Annotated in this window: 13 protein-coding genes and 2 pseudogenes; 8 read left to right on the top strand and 7 right to left on the bottom strand. The window is 39.3% G+C overall.

Features of this window, described 5'->3' with window-relative positions:
- Nucleotides 1–651: 651 nt before the first annotated feature.
- From istA to BKK54_RS04805, 3 genes and pseudogenes are all read left to right on the top strand, one after another.
- Nucleotides 652–1,738, top strand: a pseudogene (istA, locus tag BKK54_RS04815) (IS21 family transposase).
- Nucleotides 1,739–1,807: 69 nt separating this feature from the next.
- Nucleotides 1,808–2,440 (top strand): annotated as a pseudogene (istB, locus tag BKK54_RS12215) (IS21-like element helper ATPase IstB).
- Nucleotides 2,441–2,576: 136 nt separating this feature from the next.
- Nucleotides 2,577–2,885 carry a BrnA antitoxin family protein gene (locus BKK54_RS04805; protein WP_077541992.1) on the top strand — a complete coding sequence of 103 codons (309 nt, stop codon included), beginning with the start codon at nucleotides 2,577–2,579 and terminating at the stop codon, nucleotides 2,883–2,885.
- A 309-nt stretch (nucleotides 2,886–3,194) separates the two neighbouring features.
- Here BKK54_RS04805 and BKK54_RS11730 read toward each other — a convergent pair whose 3' ends face one another.
- Nucleotides 3,195–3,356: a hypothetical protein gene (locus BKK54_RS11730; protein WP_158074615.1), complete on the bottom strand. Its 162-nt coding sequence runs from the start codon at nucleotides 3,354–3,356 to the stop codon at nucleotides 3,195–3,197.
- Between the two features lie 265 nt (nucleotides 3,357–3,621).
- Nucleotides 3,622–3,909 (bottom strand): 50S ribosomal protein L25, encoded by a 288-nt coding sequence (gene rplY / locus BKK54_RS04800; RefSeq protein ID WP_077541991.1) that lies wholly within the window; start codon nucleotides 3,907–3,909, stop codon nucleotides 3,622–3,624.
- 211 nt (nucleotides 3,910–4,120) lie between these two features.
- On the opposite strand from rplY, the gene BKK54_RS04795 reads away from it, so the two are divergent.
- Complete coding sequence (locus tag BKK54_RS04795) at nucleotides 4,121–4,726, top strand: DedA family protein (protein WP_077541990.1); 606 nt, start codon at nucleotides 4,121–4,123, stop codon at nucleotides 4,724–4,726.
- Nucleotides 4,727–4,904: 178 nt separating this feature from the next.
- Here BKK54_RS04795 and BKK54_RS04790 read toward each other — a convergent pair whose 3' ends face one another.
- The gene (locus BKK54_RS04790) at nucleotides 4,905–5,516 is read right to left on the bottom strand and encodes a riboflavin synthase subunit alpha (protein ID WP_077541989.1); all 612 of its coding nucleotides are present in this window, start codon (nucleotides 5,514–5,516) and stop codon (nucleotides 4,905–4,907) included.
- A 41-nt stretch (nucleotides 5,517–5,557) separates the two neighbouring features.
- Between BKK54_RS04790 and BKK54_RS04785 the strand changes: the two genes are divergently transcribed.
- The 3 genes from BKK54_RS04785 to BKK54_RS04775 all read left to right on the top strand — a co-directional run bounded on the left by BKK54_RS04785 (nucleotide 5,558) and on the right by BKK54_RS04775 (nucleotide 11,252).
- Complete coding sequence (locus BKK54_RS04785) at nucleotides 5,558–6,952, top strand: MATE family efflux transporter (protein WP_077541988.1); 1,395 nt, start codon at nucleotides 5,558–5,560, stop codon at nucleotides 6,950–6,952.
- A 310-nt stretch (nucleotides 6,953–7,262) separates the two neighbouring features.
- Nucleotides 7,263–9,434: a TonB-dependent receptor gene (locus BKK54_RS04780; protein WP_077541987.1), complete on the top strand. Its 2,172-nt coding sequence runs from the start codon at nucleotides 7,263–7,265 to the stop codon at nucleotides 9,432–9,434.
- A gap of 57 nt (nucleotides 9,435–9,491) precedes the next feature.
- Complete coding sequence (locus tag BKK54_RS04775; protein WP_077541986.1) at nucleotides 9,492–11,252, top strand: ABC transporter ATP-binding protein/permease; 1,761 nt, start codon at nucleotides 9,492–9,494, stop codon at nucleotides 11,250–11,252.
- Nucleotides 11,253–11,526: 274 nt separating this feature from the next.
- Here BKK54_RS04775 and BKK54_RS04770 read toward each other — a convergent pair whose 3' ends face one another.
- Nucleotides 11,527–12,423, bottom strand: coding sequence for a DMT family transporter (locus tag BKK54_RS04770; RefSeq protein ID WP_077541985.1), 897 nt, complete (start codon nucleotides 12,421–12,423; stop codon nucleotides 11,527–11,529).
- Between the two features lie 324 nt (nucleotides 12,424–12,747).
- Here BKK54_RS04770 and BKK54_RS04765 point away from each other — a divergent pair, with 324 nt between their 5' ends.
- Complete coding sequence (locus BKK54_RS04765) at nucleotides 12,748–13,188, top strand: nuclear transport factor 2 family protein (protein WP_077541984.1); 441 nt, start codon at nucleotides 12,748–12,750, stop codon at nucleotides 13,186–13,188.
- 28 nt (nucleotides 13,189–13,216) lie between these two features.
- Here the strand turns inward: BKK54_RS04765 and BKK54_RS04760 are convergent, their stop codons facing one another.
- The 3 genes from BKK54_RS04760 to BKK54_RS04750 all read right to left on the bottom strand — a co-directional run bounded on the left by BKK54_RS04760 (nucleotide 13,217) and on the right by BKK54_RS04750 (nucleotide 18,167).
- On the bottom strand, nucleotides 13,217–14,557 hold the full coding sequence (locus tag BKK54_RS04760) for a replication-associated recombination protein A (protein ID WP_077541983.1): 1,341 nt from the start codon (nucleotides 14,555–14,557) through the stop codon (nucleotides 13,217–13,219).
- 63 nt (nucleotides 14,558–14,620) lie between these two features.
- A complete protein-coding gene (gene lolA, locus BKK54_RS04755; protein ID WP_244153113.1) occupies nucleotides 14,621–15,199 on the bottom strand; it encodes an outer membrane lipoprotein chaperone LolA in 579 nt (192 codons plus the stop codon).
- A 160-nt stretch (nucleotides 15,200–15,359) separates the two neighbouring features.
- A complete protein-coding gene (locus BKK54_RS04750; RefSeq protein WP_077541981.1) occupies nucleotides 15,360–18,167 on the bottom strand; it encodes a DNA translocase FtsK in 2,808 nt (935 codons plus the stop codon).
- Nucleotide 18,168: the final 1 nt, after the last annotated feature.

Below are 18,168 nucleotides of genomic sequence, written 5' to 3'. Positions count from 1 at the left end.
TAAACCCCGTGGAACGCCCACCCCGTCTAGGAGTACCTTTTCACTTGCCGGAAACTATCACGCAATCCTTTCGACATGTTTCAACATCCACCAACGGTGAAAGTTATTTTGCCAGTTATTAAATTTTACTTAATGACTTAACCTCAATTTGAGGATAAACAACGAGACCAAAAAAGGACCGGTTAAAGGTCAGTGAAGTTTAGAGGCTAAATTGGGGTGATCGCCATTGGCTGATACCCTCTTTTTACGATCATAATAATTGTTTAAATAATAGTCATTTTGATAGATGACTTTTTGTTTTAGTTATACGTTTAGTTATACACTTAAAAATCAAATTAAAAGAAATTCAGTATTTAAAAGGATTTATCGCCATCAATTCAGATGACGCCAGCCCACCAAATTGAAATCCAACACAATCCAACAAGAACCGATAAAGCCTTGAAAACACTCACTTCAAGGCTTTTTTATTGTCCAATGCGAGCCAACGAGATACTACTAACTCCTTGAGTTTTAGTAGTACGTTTAGTAGGATCTTACTACCTGTTAATGATCATGCAAAAATGCACCAGGCTGATGCAGTAAGATCATCGAAAAGTGATCCACTGCATCTTTTGATAAACTCCTTGTTATTTAAACAGGGAATAACCTGGTATGCTTTGCATGGAAACCATCTTAAAAATACGTCGCCTTTACCATAAAGAGGGGCTTTCTCAGCGTAAAATCGCTGAAAAACTTCGACTCAGTCGTCGTACAGTCAAAAAATATCTCAATATGGTTGAGATTCCAAACTATCAACGTCAACACACAGATTCACCTAAATTAGGGCCTTATAAAGCCCTATTAATTGAACGACTCAAAGAGGAGATGGATAAGCCACCTTCTCAACGTTTAACTGCAGTACGTCATTTTGAGTATTTGCAAAGCCTTGGCTTTGAAGGGCAATACCCTTGTGTTTCTCGTTTTATTAAGCGTTATAAAGCCTCTTTTTCCCCACCCACTACGGCTGTTTTTATCCCTCAAAAATTTCCACTCGGTGAGTCTTATCAATTTGATTGGAGCATTGAGAAAGTGGTATTAAATGAGGTTGAAACAACGGTAAATATCGCTCATTTCGACTTTGTCATTCTCGTGCTTATTATGTCCGAGCTTATTTTAGACAAACCTTAGAAATGCTTATCGATGCACATAATCACGCCTTTACTTATTTTGGTGGTGTCCCCTCTCGGGGAATTTATGATAACCCTAAAACCATTGTCAAACAGATAAAATCAGGCAAAGAGCGGTCATTTAATGAGGGATTTTGGCAATGATGAACCCTTTTCTCATTGAGCCTGTCGCTTGTACACCGGCCTCAGGTTGGGAGAAAGGTCAAGTCGAGCGACAAGTTCAAACACGCCGTAAGCGGCTTTTCCGCCCTTTGGTACTTCCTCCTGCGATTAAAACCCTTCAACATCACTTACTCAAACAACCTCGTGGTGACAAGGCAATGGTTAAGCTTCTGAGTTTAATTGCGGATTTTGGCGAGGAAGTCGGCGTGACTGCCGCAGAGCTCGCATTAGAACAAGGATTACCTACTGTTGAAGCCGTACTGAATATTATCTTAAGATTGACTGAACCAACAGTCCCTAAAATAGAGAGTCGACACGTTGCGCTGCGTTGTCCGCCTAAAGCAAATCTCAGTCAATTTGACCAACTCCTTCAATATCGAAGAACCACTACCTTTCCTTCACTAAAATAAAACAGACAAGAGATAATAATGGAAAGACAAGACTATATTGCATGACTACAACAGCTTAAATTAACAACAATGGCAAATGAATTTGACGATATCGTGATTGAAGGTGTTCGACGCAAACGCCCGACGCTCGATATTCTCGCACGTTTACTAAATGTTGAAATCACACAACGAAGCATTAACCAAACTTTAGGGCGGATTAAACGTGCTAAGTTTCCCCAACAAAGAACCTTTGCTGAATTTGATTTTAAGCAAAGCCTTTTAGATGAAGCCCGCTTTCAACTTTTGCTGGATGGTGAATAGATTAAAGCCAAGCGTAATATTATTTTAGTGGGTGGTCCAGGTACAGGAAAAACGCACTGAGCGACGGCATTTGGCATCCAAGCTGCAGAACAAGGCTATAAAGTACGATTTTGGAACGTATTGGATTTGGTGAATCAGCTTGAGCTGGATAATCAAATGAAACAATTTAAGCTTGTCCCTTAGATGACTCGTCAAGATGTCATCATTTTGGATGAGCTAGGCTACTTACCCTTTAGTCAAAAAGGTGGGGCATTACTGTTTCATTTAACGAGTCAACTTCATGAAAATACCAGTGTTATCATTACGACAAACCTTGAGTTTTCAGAGTGGGACACCCTATTTACTGAGGCAAAAGTGACAAATGCACTTTTAGATAGGTTAATTCACATTGCCATATTTTAGAAACGGGTAATGAATCTTATCGATTTAAACATCGTAATTAAGAAATAATAAAAGTGGATCACTTTTAAAGGATCTTTGTGGTTCAATTTTGGAAGATCATTGACACGCAAGGCAAATAAAAGAGAGGTAAAGAGATATGAAACACAGAGAACCGCTTATTAATGCAGATGGCGAAGTTAGAGAATTGACAGAGGCTGATTTTGCGCTTGCTAAACCTTTAGTAGAGGTTATGCCCCCTGAGTTTATGGCAATGGTAAAAAACCACCAAAAAGAGATGGAACAGCAAGGGAAAATTCGAGCAGGGAGAGGAAAGCAGAAAGCACCGACTAAACAATCTATCACGTTAAGATTATCGCCTGAAGTGATTCAAGCGTTCAGAGCAACGGGGCAAGGTTGGCAAACTCGGATCAATGAAGTGCTATTGAATCATATCAAAACAGCATAATTCAAAAGGCTTAGTGCAGCGCATTGAGCCTTTTTTATTGGAATTTTTTCAGCAGTACGCGCGCGAGGGAAAATTTAACGCCCTCAAATTTGAGGAAATGTGAACCCTGACTATATGGTAACAGTTGAACGATTCGTATGATGCGAACGATTGAGGCATTCGTATAACACGAACACCTGATTTAATATTTCAACACCCACCAACGGTGAAAGTTATTTTGCCAGTTATTAAATTTTACTTAATGACTTAACCTCAATTTGAGAATAAGCAACCAATCCAAAAATGGATCGGTTAGAGGTGAACGCAATTTTACGCCAACCTAAATTTTACTGAAAGAGTAAAGCCAATTTTACCAAAATGGGAAATATTGCCGATTTTGCCGGCACTGTAAAAAGAGAAAATTTGAGCGACTAAATTTGGGTGGTCGCTATTGGCTGATCCCCTCTCTTTACGATCCAAATAATTGTTCAAAGAATAGTCATTTTAATAGATGACTTTGTATTTTAGTAGTACATTAAAAAATCAAATTACAAAGAACCCTTTATACACAAGGCTTTATCACTATCAATTCAAATGACGCCAGCACCAAATTGAAATCCAACACAATCCAATAAGAACCGATAAAGCCTTGAAAATACTCACTTCAAGGCTTTTTTATTATCTAATAATGAGAGCTAATTTTAAGAGAAAAGCTATTTCGGGAATAAAATCAGCTTAAAAGAGAATAAATACTGAATTATACTCTTTTGAAATCAACATGAACCAATTTTGGTTTAAACGGGTGACGTTGCATGGCTTGCACTTTCACAGCGACTTCTTTACCGTCAATGACAAGTGTAATCACATCAGAGTAGAAAGAATCATGAACTTGTGCATTGTTTAGTTCATCGTGATTTAAGATGATTGAAACCGGTGCTTCCTTACCACCATAAACAATAGCAGGAATTTGACCATTATGACGCAGACGGCGGCTCGCACCCGTACCTTGCGCTACACGAACTTCAGCGTTAAATTTAAATGCCATTTTGATGTTCTCTTTGAAATAAGATTAAAAATTAAAAAGTTGCAGGCGACCCAACAACTTTCCTGAATTGTCCCAAAGTCCCTGACTTTGAGGGCGCAGATTATAAAATATCCTCTCCACCAAGGCAAACTTTTTCTAGGATATTCAGTCAGAAAAGATTAGAATACCTCCCAATTTTTACCCATTGAGAGAATGAAAATAGCAGGCAAAAATGGAATTTCTTATTAGTTTTTTTACTGATTACGGCTACTGGGCTGTACTTTTTGTTTTGATTATCTGTGGCTTTGGTGTTCCTATTCCGGAAGATATAACCCTTGTTTCAGGTGGTGTCATCGCCGGGCTTTATCCCGAAAGTATTAATTCCCATGTCATGTTGTTAGTCAGTATGTTCGGCGTACTTGCCGGTGATTCCTGTATGTATTGGCTAGGTCGAATTTATGGCACAAAAATTTTACGTTTCAGACCAATGAGAAAAATTGTCACCTTAAAACGTTTAAAAATGGTACGTGAAAAATTCGCTCAGTATGGTAATCGGGTGCTATTTATCGCTCGCTTTCTCCCAGGCTTAAGAGCGCCAATTTATATGGTTTCAGGCATTACACGTCGAGTAAGCTACGCCCGTTTTGTGTTCATTGATTTCTGTGCAGCCATTATTTCTGTGCCAATTTGGGTGTACCTTGGAGAATTTGGGGCGAGAAATTTAGATTGGCTACATGAGCAAATACAGAAGGGTCAAATGGTTATTTACATATTGGTTGCTGCTGTTGCCCTATTCTTAGTTTGGAAGTGGAAAAAATCGAAAAAACAGAAAAATTAATTTTATAAAAGAGCGGTCAAAAAAAAGTAAGATTTTTCGATATTATCTAGCAAATGCACAAAAACAGAAACTTCAACGACATGTAGGGACACACGACAGTGTGTCCCTACCCAAAAACAGATTTGTGCAACTGCGACATAATACCGAAAACAGTAAGGTTTTTGACCGCTCTTTTCATTTAGGTGCGAGCCGCTAAATAACGCTCTACCGTATCAACAATTGCTTGAGTTTGAGGATCAATTTCAATATTGACCACATCCCCTATTTTTCGCTGCCCCATCAAGGTTCTTTGTAATGTTTCAGGGATCAAATTCACGCAAAATTGATTGTCTTTCACTTCACCAATGGTCAAGCTAATACCATCTACCGCCACAAAACCTTTGGTTAAAATATATTTCATGACTTCCATATTCGGTAATTTAAACCAAATTTGGCGATTGTTTTCGGTTGTGATGATGTCGGAAATCACCGCAGTACAATAAACATGACCGGATAAAATATGCCCGCCAATCTCATCGCCCATTTGCATGGCGCGTTCAATATTAACGAAATCACCTGCCTTTAATTCGCCTAGATTAGTAATTCGTAAGGTTTCCTGCATTAAATCGAAACTGACTAAATCATCATGAATTTGAGTCACAGTCAAACACACCCCATTATTCGCGACAGACGCACCAATTTCTAACCCTTTGCGCATTTCAGGTGGTAATTTTACGACCTGTGTTCTAAAATGTGTCTTTTCTGTAACTGAATGAATCGGGGCTATGCCCTGTACAATTCCTGTAAACATAAATTTCCCTCAATCAAATTTTTGCGTAGTATATCAAATTTATGAATTTTCGTCTTTTATCCGAGTATCACGTTGATATTAAAAAACTAATTAAAATTGCTATCCCTATTTTGCTGGCACAAGTCGCTCAAAATTCAATGGGGCTTGTAGATACCATTATGGCAGGGCGGGTAAGCTCTACGGATATGGCTGCCATTTCTGTCGGTGCTTCTATTTGGCTACCGTTAGTTCTCTTCGGGCATGGCTTATTACTTGCCTTACCCCCAACCATTTCCTATTTAAATGGTTCCGGACAACGCCATCGCATCGCACATCAAGTTCGACAAGGTATTTGGATTGCCCTTTCAAGCAGTATTCCTCTTGGATTATTTATTTATCACAGCGATTTTGTCTTACAATTTATGCAAATGGAGCCTCAAATGGCACAAATTGCGCGAGACTATCTGCATGCCATGGTGTGGGGACTACCCGCTTATTTATTGCTGATTAATTTTCGTTGTTTAAATGATGGTATTGCAAAAACCAAGCCCGCCATGGTGATTACTTTTCTTGGTTTGATGGTAAATATTCCGCTGAACTACATTTTTATTTACGGTAAACTCGGCGTACCGGCATTCGGTGCGGTGGGTTGCGGTATTGCAACGGCAATAGTGAATTGGTTAATGTTTTTTATGATGATTAGCTACTCTTACTTTAATCGTCAAGAACGTGAACTAAAAGTATTTAGCCAACTCATTGAAAAACCTCATTTTGTTACATTAAAAAAACTTTTGCAGCTAGGTTTACCTATCGCCCTTTCGATTTGTTGTGAAGTGGCACTGTTTGCGATTACCGCATTATTGCTTTCTCCGCTTGGTGCAACTATTGTGGCAAGCCATCAAATTGCGTTAAATACCAGTTCCTTTATTTTTATGTTTCCGATGTCGATCGGTATGGCCACTACAATTCTTGTTGGGCAGGCACTCGGCTCAGGTTCACCAAAAAAAGCGAAAAATATCGCTTACTCAGCCATTATTCTTGGTTTAACCGTCACACTCATCACCGCATTTATTACCGTATTCTTTCGCTACGAAATTGCAGGCATTTTTGTAACAGATAGAACCGTGATTAGTATGGCCGCCGGTTTATTGCTTATTGCAGCAATTTACCAGTTTTCAGATACGATACAAGTCGTTGTAAGCGGAGTGTTACGTGGTTATAAAGATACTAAAGTCATTCTCTATATCACCCTTTTTGCCTATTGGGTGATCGGTGTGCCGTTAGGCTATACGCTCGCGCGAACCGATTTGCTTATCCCCAATATTGGTGCTCAAGGTTTCTGGATTGCCTTTGTCGTTTCTCTGACCTTTGCCGCCGTGTTATTATTCTATCGGATGAGAAAAATACAAGGTTTGAGTGATGACGTATTGATGGCTCGATTAGAAAAACTGAAATAAAGCAATTCGCCTAAAAATGCGCTCTTTCAATTTATTAATGAAAAATCAAAGCATTAAGAAACAAAGTGCGGTTGTTTTTCATTGTATTTTTACCATAGCTCTCTCTATAAACAGAGAGGGCTAAAATTTTAGACATTACCCTTTTCTCACACGTCTCCACGCTTTTGTCATTTCTTCTACACTTTCCTCCTAACTAATTTTCTCTATATTTTATTAATAACAAATACAAATTATTCTTATTGAGATAAACAATTATTTTCAGTTATACTTGTGACTCTTTTTTATTTCATTCATTTTAAGGGAAGCAATCATGATGTTTAAACATAACATTCTTTATACTGCGCTATTTGCCGGAATATCTGTTTCTACACTAGCAGAGACTCAAGTATCTGATGCAAGCTTAGATTCCACCGTATTAGATCAAATCAATGTCGTGAGTGAGCTAGAAAAAGCCAAAGCGGCCGGTGAAAAACAAAAAGAAATTGTTAATCTCAGTTTACTGGGGCGACAAACTGCATTTACTTCACCTATTGCGGTTGTTCACTACGATGAAAAAGCCTTTGAAAATTCTCAACAACGTAATCTTTTAGACGGAATTGCTAAAATTGATTCTTCTGTGATGAATTTCGGTGGAGAAACCAATACCTTATCGGGCATTTATGTGCGAGGATTGCAATTGGATGCCCGTCAAATTACAGTGAATGGATTACCAGGGCTTTATTCTACTTATAACTCCCCAACTGCTGCCGTTAGCTCCGCTCAGCTAATCAAAGGCGCTTCAACGGCTGTCGCCGGAATGGATCCTGAAGGTGCCGCCGGTTCTTCCTTAAATGTTGAGACCAAACGGGCGGCGGATGAAGATATTAATCAACTTGGTTTTGCTTGGTACAGCAACAATCGTTTACAGGAAACCTTTGATTTTGGTCGCCGTTTCGGTGCAAATAAAGAATGGGGTATCCGCCTAAACGGGAAATATCGTGATGGTGATACGGCACGCCATAACTATGACGAACGAAACAAAGAATTGGCTGTGGGTTTGGACTATCGTGGTGAGAAGTTCCGTGCAGGTATTGATTATATGTATGCCAAACGGGCAACACATGGCGGCCGTGCGCGTATTCAAGATATTCAGCGCTTAAACTATCGTTTACCAAGCGCACCAAACGGTGATACAAATTTTGTGCCACATTGGAACGGTCAAACTACTCAAGATCAAACCATTATGGGAACCTTTGAATATGATCTACCTTATAACATGATGTTATCCGGTGGCTTGGGTTATATGGAATCACGCTATTACGGTACATTCGGTCAAGTTCGAATGATGGATGAAACCACCTATACCGAACAATATCGTTTACAACAACTCAGAGCGATGGATTACCATATTCGTACAACAAGCGAAAATCTAAAATTACAAGGTGAATTTGAAACCGGTTCGATCAACCACAACTGGAATTTAGCATTTGATGCGGTAAGACGCCAACGTGATTTTGATCAGGGGACGGTTTTAAATCAAAATATTTATTCCAATCTTAATCTTTATCATCCGCAATTTATGACATCCCAGCAGCCCAATAAGGCCGTAACTCAAGGCGCAACGAACGAAAAACTAGCGAGTTACAGCCTCGCCTTTGCAGATACCGCTTCATTTATTGATAACACCGTTCGTTTAACACTCGGCGGACGTTTCCAGTGGATTAAGCAACACGCCCTGCCTTATCCGGCAAAACCAGATCGAGATGTTCGCTATCACGAAAGTCGTTTTAGCCCAATGGTGATGGCAGCCTATGTACCTAATCCAAACTTAACTTTTTATGCCAATTATTTAGAAGATTTGGAACCGGGTGCAACTGATGAGGATACCGGCGTTATGGCAAAACCTGTTGTTAGCCGACAAATTGAATTAGGGGTGCGTAAAAACTGGAAAGATCTTGCAACTACAACCTTAAGCATTTACCAATTATCACGCCCCGGTGTTCATACTAAAACCGGACAGGAACAAGGCAAAGAACGTAACCGCGGTATTGAATTAAATATCTACGGAAATCTGCTAAATAGTACATTACGCCCAAGTTTAGGTATCACTTACAATCAAGGAAAATTAATTGATTACTCAAGTTTTGCCGGTCCGATTATCAACGGCTCACAAGTGGCAAGCCCTCGTTGGATTGCTAAAGCCGCCGTTGAATGGGATACCCCATTTATCAGAGCTTTAACACTTAATGCAGCTGTTCAATACTACGGAAAATCCTATCAAGATTATTCTGAAAAATTTGCCTTTCCATCTTATACGACGGTTGATGCAGGTGCTAAATACGTGGCGAAATTAAGTGAGCAACAAAGCCTGACATTCCGTGTTGGAATAGAAAATTTATTTAATAAATCATACTGGCAGGTTCAACGTGGCCGTTATGATCGTAGCTTTGCTGTGTTAGGTATGCCTCGCACTTATTGGGCTAACGTAGAATATTCCTTCTAATTCATTGAATCTTATCAGGGCGAAACACTCTCGCCCTTTTTTCATTGATAAACATTTATGAACTGGCAAACCGAACTCAATAATAGTTTAAACTGGATTTTGATCGCACTTTTTTGGGTGATAATCTGCGTTACCCTTACAATGACAGCATTAAAACACACAATTTTCGGCAAAAAATTTTGGCGAATTGCCTCGCCATCCATTACCAAGCAAAACCGGCTTAAACTGATTGCCATGCTGCTATTGCTTTTCCTGATGATTTTGCTTGAAGTACGGTTTAGTGTGCTCAATTCCTTTTTCTACAATGGCTTGTATAGCTCAATGCAAGAACTCAATGCAGATAAATTTTGGTTCTTTGCTAAACTCAACGCACTTTTAGTACTTATTCAAGTAGTACATACCATTATTGATTATTTTCTACGCCAAGTTTTTGAAATTCGTTGGTTAGAAAGTCTTAATAGGATTTTAGTGAAACGCTGGCTGGAAAATAAAAACTATTATCGACTCAAATATGAACGGGAACTCCCCGATAATATCGATCAGCGAATTGAACAGGATGCACGGGAATTTATCACCAGCACCATGCAAATTGTGCGGGGAATGATAAATTCTGTTCTGACCACCATTGAGTTTACTATTATTCTCTGGTCACTTTCCGGTGTATTAAATATCTTCGGTTTGACTATTGAAAAAGGCGTGGTGTTCTTTATTTATGGCTTTATTATTTTTGCTACCCTAATGTCCGTTTGGATTGGCTACCCATTGATAAAACTCAACTTTAATAAAGAAAAACTCAATGGAGACTATCGTTATTCATTAATTCGTGTGCGTGATAATGCGGAAAGTATTGCCTTTTATCATGGTGAGCCGAAAGAGCAAATTTTACTGAAAGATAAATTTTCTCAAATCATTCGCAACCGTTGGGCGATTGTCTTAAAAATGCTTGGTTTGGACGGTTTTAACAACAGCGTTACCCGTTTTGCCAAACTATTACCATTAATGCTACAAGCCCCCCGTTTTTTTAGTGGCCAAATCAAACTGGGCGATATGCACCAAACCGTGCAAGCCTTTAATCGATTAATGACCGCACTTTCTTTCTTCCGGTTATTTTATGAAGAATTTACCTTATATCAGGCACGTCTTAATCGTCTTTATGGTTTTATAACCAAATTAGATGAATTAGATAGGTCGGGAATCTCCCAACCTTATACCTGCTCCAATCGAGTGGCATTAAAAGATTTTGGTATAAAAGACGAACAAGGACGCATTTTATTAAATAACATAAATGTAGAACTTGAAAATGGTGATGCGTTACTCATTCAAGGGGCGTCAGGTACAGGTAAAACTACCTTACTCAAGGCCATTGCCGGCATCTATCCTTTTGAAATTATCGGGATTGCGGAACACCCCTGTATGGGAAGTTTATTTTTACCGCAACGCCCCTATATGCCACAAGGGACTTTGCGTGAGGCTATTTGTTATCCGGACATTAATCCTCATCATCCGGACTTAATCAATATAATGCGTGATTGTTGCTTGGAAAAATATCTCCACGCGCTTGATATAGAAAACGACTGGCAGGCTATTTTATCACCCGGTGAATTACAACGGGTTGCGTTCATTCGTATCTTGCTCACGAAACCTGACGTAGTTTTCTTGGATGAAACGACTTCCGCACTTGATGAAGCCACCGAATATCAGCTTTATAAAATCATTAAAGAATGTTTACCGAATATGATTATTCTCAGTATCGGACACCGCAATACACTGCAACAATTCCACAATAAACAATTGAAATTGGAGGTTTGTATTGTGTAAAGAAAAGTGCGGTCAAAATTAACCGCACTTTCAGTATTATGTAGAAAATGATAGAACCGGTATTTTAATATGATTATAGGGACACACGGATTATTATATCCAATATCAATAACTTTAATGGCTTATAAACAAAGGGCATACTCAGTACGCCTTATATTTTGTATGAATTTTCTATTTTGTGTATTTGCCACATAATACCGAGAAAACCAATAGAATATTATCAAACTCTTATTAAGTGATGATTCTTTTATAACTTCAATAAATTTCATTGATTCTATTGCTGATTTTTTCTCAATGAAAAAACACATCCCACAATAACTATCGCAGCACCAAAACCTTGATAAACCGAAATGGTTTCCCCCAAGGTGACATAACTAATTAAAGCCGTAGATAAAGGTACGGTTAATTGAATAATGTTAAAAACAACAATACCTTGCTTTTGAACGATATAAAATGCCAACAACATTCCCGTTAGCATTCCATACATTCCTGCAAAAATTAACCCTATTAATAAACCGAAACTCACATCCTGCAACTGATAAATAACGCCACTATCTTTTGCTAAAATCAGATAAAAAATACCGGATAACGTAGCGGTAAAAGCACTGATAACGACAGCATTTAATTTTTTTGAAACCTTTTTAACAAAAAGATTTTGGATAGATTGAATAAATATGGCGGTGCCTAAAAAAAGTGAACCCGTTATAAAATCGTTACCGCCACTAGCATTATTTCCCTCAATGACAAATAGCAAAGAGCCAATGATAGCCAAGGCGCTCCCAATATAAAAATTCTTTTGTTTTACCTTTTCCCTTTCATCGCGAAAGAAAATTGCAGCCATAATAACGGCTAAAGGCATTGAGATAATACCAAAAACGCTACCCGCTAAAGCCGAAGTATATTTAAGACCATTAATAAAAAAATACATATTGGCAGTCATAAACACCGCCAACAAAAGAAGATAAAAAATGATTGCCGGTTCTCTTAACAACTTAACTAACTCATTCCTATATTTTAAGACACAAATAAAAACAAATAATAAACCACCGGAGATAAATCGAACCGCATTATTATTTAGTGTTTCAAAATGAATACTCATATAACGCATAATAGGAAAGCCAAAACCCATTAATAAAAAATAAGAAAACCTTATTAGAAAATCATTACTCATAGGAAAAATTAATATAAAGGTAAGTAATATTGATGATTATAAGATATTTTGATGTTTTACCAATAAAAAAATGTAGATATGGTGTAGAAATACAACAGCGCATAAGAAGAATTCAGTCATATCCTCAAGTAAGTAAAATTAGCTTAGCTAATAATCGAGATTCAAGAGTACGGTGGAATTGATTGTTAGAATCTGCAATTCAATCAGTTTTCGGTCTTAATTATTTCATAATAAGAAAAAGTCTATTTCCAAATACACACTAGCTTTAAGATTTAATTTCATTATAATGCCCGTGCTTTTTTAATAGAATATGAAGGAGTTTTGATGAAAAAAGTTCTTTTAACAACCGCACTTTTTGCATTTTCAACAAGTTTATTTGCTTCAACACCGGAACAAAACAAAGCTGCTGCGCTTGATTTCTATGAAATGGTGTTTAATCAACATAAGTTACAAGAAGCCAGTGACAAATATATCGGTAAAGAATACTTGCAACACAATCCAACCGTGGCTGATGGTAAACAAGCCTTTATTGATGCGTTTACGCCGTTCTTAAAAGCCCATCCAAAATCAAAAGCAACCGTAAAACGTGTATTAGCTGATGGCGATTTGGTTGCCCTACATGTTCATAGTCAGTTAAATGACGAAGATCGTGGTGAGGCAGTGGTGGATATTTTCCGTTTTGATAAAGATGGCAAAATTGTAGAGCACTGGGATGTCATTCAAGCCGTACCGGAAAAAACAGAGAGCGGGCGTAGTATGTTCTAAGAAAAATGCGTGGAAATCCACGCATTTGTTATTTGTACCGTTTTTTCACCGCATTTTTATCCTGTTCACGTAATCGCTCTAACTTTTCTTTAATTTGAATTTCCATCCCACGATTTGTCGGAAAATAATATTGTGTCTCTTTAAGTTCTTCAGGGAAATAATTTTCACCGGCAGCATAAGCATTGGGTTCATCATGAGCGTAACGATATTCCACCCCAAACCCCAACTCTTTCATCAGGTTAGTAGGTGCATTGCGTAAATGAGGCGGTACATCATAATCCGGTAAGTTTTTGGCTTGCTGTTTTGCCGTATTAAAAGCGGTATAAACCGCATTACTTTTCGGGGCAACGGCAAGATAAATAATCGCTTGCGCTATGGCACGCTCTCCTTCATAAGCCCCCACTCGGGTAAAACAATCCCAAGCGGCAAGCGCCACTTGCATCGCACGGGGATCCGCATTCCCAATATCTTCCGAGGCAATGGCTAACAGCCGTCTTGCGACATAAAGCGGATCGCCACCCGCCGTTAAAATACGTGCATACCAATATAATGCCGCATCAGGAGCTGATCCCCGAACGGATTTATGCAAAGCTGAAATAAGATCATAGAAACGATCACCCTGTTTATCAAAACGGGCTTGACGCTCGCCCAGTACTGTTTTCAGTAAAGTGCGGTCAATTTTTTTGCCGTTTTCCACTTCATCTGCCATATCCACCATCAATTCAAGACAATTCAAGGCGAGACGGGCATCACCATTAGCATATTCAGCAAGCGTCCGTAATAAATTCTCTTCTAAAATTAACCGCTCTTTTGCCAATCCACGTGCCGAATCTTGTAGTGCCTGCTGAAGCACGGATTCTATTTCATCAACGGTTAAAGATTTCAACACATATACCCTTGCACGGGAAAGTAAGGCATTATTCAATTCAAAAGAGGGATTCTCTGTTGTTGCACCGATAAAGATAATCGTGCCGTCTTCAATATGGGGGAGAAAGGCATCCTGCTGGCTTTTGTTGAAACGATGCACTTCATCTACAAATAAAACCGTTTTTCGAGCAGCGAGACGGTTTTGTTTTGCACGCTCAATGGCTTCACGAATTTCCTTTATCCCACCGGTAACCGCTGAAATGCGTTCAACATCCGCGTTAATTTGATTAGCAACAATTTCTGCCAATGTGGTTTTGCCCGTGCCGGGCGGCCCCCAAAAAATCATAGAATGAATATGACCGGCTTGAATCGCTTTACGTAGCGGTTTACCTTCACCAATAAGATGTGATTGACCAAAATATTGATCGAGATTGGTCGGGCGCATTCTGGCGGCAAGGGGACGAAAATCATTTTCCGAAAAATCAAAATCAAGATTCGCCATCATTTTTTCCCCATTAAAGCATTTAAAATAAAAATCAAGGGCGTAATTAATACGCCCCAAGCATTACTTTTTACGTTGGTCATCCAACTCCACGCCTTTAGGTGGATTGAAGCTAAATAAACTATCAGGGAGAGATTGGTTGGTAATATTACGCAACACGTAAAGGTTGGTTTGTCCGTCTTTTTCTGTGGTGCTGAAATTTTTCAATACGCCATTGGCATCCACACGAATATCAAACTGTTTAATATTACTTTTCGCTGATTTAGGTTTTAACACAAAAGTATCTACCTGCTGCGTTACCGAATATTGATTCCAATGGCTTTTATCATCACTGGTCAGCAACACAAAAGGGGTATTATTTACTGCATCTTTCACCCATTGTGCCGTCACTTGTTGTACAAAAGGATCGTAATACCAAAGGGTTTTGCCATCAGCAATAATTTGTGTTTCTTGTGGTGATTTAGTCTCCATTCTAAATAAATTCGGGCGTTTAATTTGAAGTTTCCCACTCCCTTGTTGCACATTTTTTCCCCCCGCAGCAGTAACTGTTTGGGAAAAATCCGCACTTAATACATTTACTCGTGTTAAACGTGATTGTAATTCACTTGCGGCATCAGCAAGTGCGATAGGGCTAAAACTCATTAACCCCAACCCCACCACACCAAGTGCGGTCACAAAAAACGTTGTTTTTTGAACGTTGGCTTTGCCAACGGCCTCGTGAGAGGTGAACAAACGAGCGGGCGAGTTTGTGAATAATTTTAACGATGTTTTTTTCATTTTACTTTCCTTTTTAAAAGAGAAATTAATAATCCGGACGACGTGCAAGAATTTCACGTTTACCATTTTGCATGGCACTCACAACGCCTTGTTCTTCCATTTGATCCATAATTCTGGCAGCACGGTTAAAGCCTACGCTGAATTTACGTTGAAGAGCAGAGACAGAAGTGGTGCCTGTTGTGAGAACAAACTCCATCACTTCATCAAATAGCGGATCCAGTTCCCCACTGCTTCCTGCTGATTTTTCCGCACTTTCTTCCTCATCTGCACTGTCCAAAATGCCGTCAATATAATCCGGTTTTCCACGGGCACGCCAATCATCGGCAATACGTACCACTTCATCATCACTCATAAATGCACCGTGAACACGAATCAGATCGGATGATCCCTGTCCGGAATAAAGCATATCACCACGACCTAATAAGGCTTCAGCCCCGCCCTGATCCAAAATCGTACGGGAATCAATTTTACTTGCCACCGTAAAGGCAATACGGCTAGGCACATTCGCTTTAATTAATCCGGTAATTACATCTACTGACGGACGTTGTGTTGCCAATATCAAGTGAATCCCAATTGCTCGTGCTTTTTGAGCAAGACGGGCAATAAACTCTTCGATTTGTTTCCCTGCCACCATCATCAAATCGGCAAATTCATCGACAATCACTACAATATAGCTTAATTTTTTCAGTGCCGGTGGCATTTGGTCCATCGTATCGCCCGGTTTCCAAATTGGGTTCGGTACAGGCATTCCCATGCCTTCATATTCATCAATTTTTTCGTTAAACCCTTCAATATTTCGTACACGAAGAGCGGAAAGTAGCTGATAACGGCGTTCCATTTCATCGACACACCAACGTAATGCATTCGCCGCTTTCTTCATATCGGTAACAACCGGCGTGAGCAAATGTGGAATATCGTTATAGACGGAAAGTTCTACAACTTTTGGGTCAATCATAATAAACTTCACTTGTTCCGGTTGAACACGGAAAAGCAAACTTAAAATCATAGTATTCACGCCAACCGATTTACCGGAACCTGTTGAACCTGCCACCAATAAATGCGGCATTTTCGCCAAATCCACCACAACAGGTTTACCACTGATATCTTTCCCTAATGCCATCGGTAAAAGCGCTTTAGAATCACGGAATTCATTGCTGTCTAATACATCACGTAACGGCACAATTTGACGGTGGGCATTCGGTGTTTCAATACCAATATAGGGTTTACCCGGAATCACTTCTGCGACACGAATAGAACGGAACATCAACGCACGTGCCAAATCCGTATCAATATTTGTCACTTTTGAGGCTTTCACTCCCGGTTGTAATTCAAGCTCGTAACGTGTGACCACCGGCCCGACCAATACATCTTTCACCACCGCTTTAACGTTAAAATTACGGAGCTGCTGCTCAATACGTTGAGAGATATTGTGAATTTCCTCTCTAGTAATATCTTGCGCTTGTGTTGGACGATATTCCAATAAATCCAAACTCGGCAATGGTGTAGTCGGTTTCTCACGTTTCGTTGTCGGTTGTTGGAATGCCGGATGAATCAATGAATCGCCATAAGGCTTATAAATCGGTGCAGTTTCTTTCTCTTGTGTGCTTTGAATAGCGGTTTGTGGCTCTGCTAAAATGACTTTTAATGTTTCTTCTGCATTTAAGGCTTTAGCACGGGCTTCCATTTCTGCAAGGCGATGCTGCTCTTGCTCAGCAAATTGACGTGCCAAATTATCTGTTTCATCATTCACTTCATCAGAAAGTGCGGTCAATTGTGATGATGAATTTTGCGTAGCCGGGGCGAGCGTGACCGTCGGTATTGTGGGCTCATTTAATTTAGAAACCGAGGAAAAATCAGCCGTACTTTGTTCTTCTTCAATATGGTGTTGTTGGCTTGTGTTTTGCCAAATCGAAACAGGTGGCTGAAATGTGGCTTCACCATAAGCCGCAATGCTTACTTTCGGTAATTCATCAAAGGTTTCAGCTTTGAAAGCATCAAAATTTTCGTGAAATTCAGATGTCATTTGTTTGGAGTCAGAAGGGCGTGTCATTGATGGTGACAAACCACTGATATTAATCAGCGTTTCCGGTTGAACAAGAGGCGTTTCAGCATCCTCACTCGTTGTTAAATGTTTTTCCCCACTTTGAACTGGTTCTTCCGTACCATTATCTCTATTCATCACCAAAGATTCCGGCTTTTGAATCACAATTTGTTCAAGCTCCTCAACGGATGTTGAAGACTGTTCTATATCCCTTGGGTTGTCATTTTTCATCGTCAACCAATGATAAAAACGGATAATAAGACGGATCAAAGAAGCGCCTGAACAAAAAATAAACCCCACAATGGTGAGAGTAAAACCCAGTAGAATACAGCCAAATTTTCCTAAAATTGGATAAAGCCATACGACAAGACTACCGCCTAATACCCCACCGGATAAATAATAATTGGTATTAGAAAATAACAAGGTGACTGCCATGGTTAACCCAATTACTAAAGTGATAAAACCAAAGCTCCGTAGCAAGATTTTAGTCACAGATAAAAAGCGAACCGCTTTTGTTTTCAACAAAAACGTAGGGATAAGAAAAATCAAAAAAGGAAGTAAATTGCCTATATAGCCAAAAAACACAAAAAACGCATCAATTAACCATGCACCAAAAGCACCGGCTTTATTGATGGTTTCGGTTTGAAAACTTGCGGTTGACCAAGAATTATCCAGTGGTGTATAGCTTGACCAAGCCACAATCATGTACAAACCGAAAAGTGCGATCAAGCCTAAAATCAATTCAGCGAGATATTGTTTCGGTGTAAATCGTTCAGTAATTTGTTTAATCATT

The sequence above is a fragment of the Rodentibacter genomosp. 1 genome (assembly GCF_001999285.1).
Taxonomy (GTDB): Bacteria; Pseudomonadota; Gammaproteobacteria; order Enterobacterales; family Pasteurellaceae; genus Rodentibacter.
The sequence above is the reverse complement of the archived record's forward strand: the minus strand, read 5'-3'. Positions and strand labels throughout refer to the sequence as shown.

What these genes read in the sequence shown, in the direction of transcription:
- BKK54_RS04805 (WP_077541992.1), top strand. Translation starts at nt 2,577, where the DNA reads ATGAAACACAGAGAACCGCTTATTAATGCAGATGGCGAAGTTAGAGAA.
- rplY (WP_077541991.1), bottom strand. Translation starts at nt 3,909, where the DNA reads ATGGCATTTAAATTTAACGCTGAAGTTCGTGTAGCGCAAGGTACGGGT.
- BKK54_RS04795 (WP_077541990.1), top strand. Translation starts at nt 4,121, where the DNA reads ATGGAATTTCTTATTAGTTTTTTTACTGATTACGGCTACTGGGCTGTA.
- BKK54_RS04790 (WP_077541989.1), bottom strand. Translation starts at nt 5,516, where the DNA reads ATGTTTACAGGAATTGTACAGGGCATAGCCCCGATTCATTCAGTTACA.
- BKK54_RS04785 (WP_077541988.1), top strand. Translation starts at nt 5,558, where the DNA reads ATGAATTTTCGTCTTTTATCCGAGTATCACGTTGATATTAAAAAACTA.
- BKK54_RS04780 (WP_077541987.1), top strand. Translation starts at nt 7,263, where the DNA reads ATGATGTTTAAACATAACATTCTTTATACTGCGCTATTTGCCGGAATA.
- BKK54_RS04775 (WP_077541986.1), top strand. Translation starts at nt 9,492, where the DNA reads ATGAACTGGCAAACCGAACTCAATAATAGTTTAAACTGGATTTTGATC.
- BKK54_RS04770 (WP_077541985.1), bottom strand. Translation starts at nt 12,423, where the DNA reads ATGAGTAATGATTTTCTAATAAGGTTTTCTTATTTTTTATTAATGGGT.
- BKK54_RS04765 (WP_077541984.1), top strand. Translation starts at nt 12,748, where the DNA reads ATGAAAAAAGTTCTTTTAACAACCGCACTTTTTGCATTTTCAACAAGT.
- BKK54_RS04760 (WP_077541983.1), bottom strand. Translation starts at nt 14,557, where the DNA reads ATGGCGAATCTTGATTTTGATTTTTCGGAAAATGATTTTCGTCCCCTT.
- lolA (WP_244153113.1), bottom strand. Translation starts at nt 15,199, where the DNA reads ATGAGTTTTAGCCCTATCGCACTTGCTGATGCCGCAAGTGAATTACAA.
- BKK54_RS04750 (WP_077541981.1), bottom strand. Translation starts at nt 18,167, where the DNA reads ATGATTAAACAAATTACTGAACGATTTACACCGAAACAATATCTCGCT.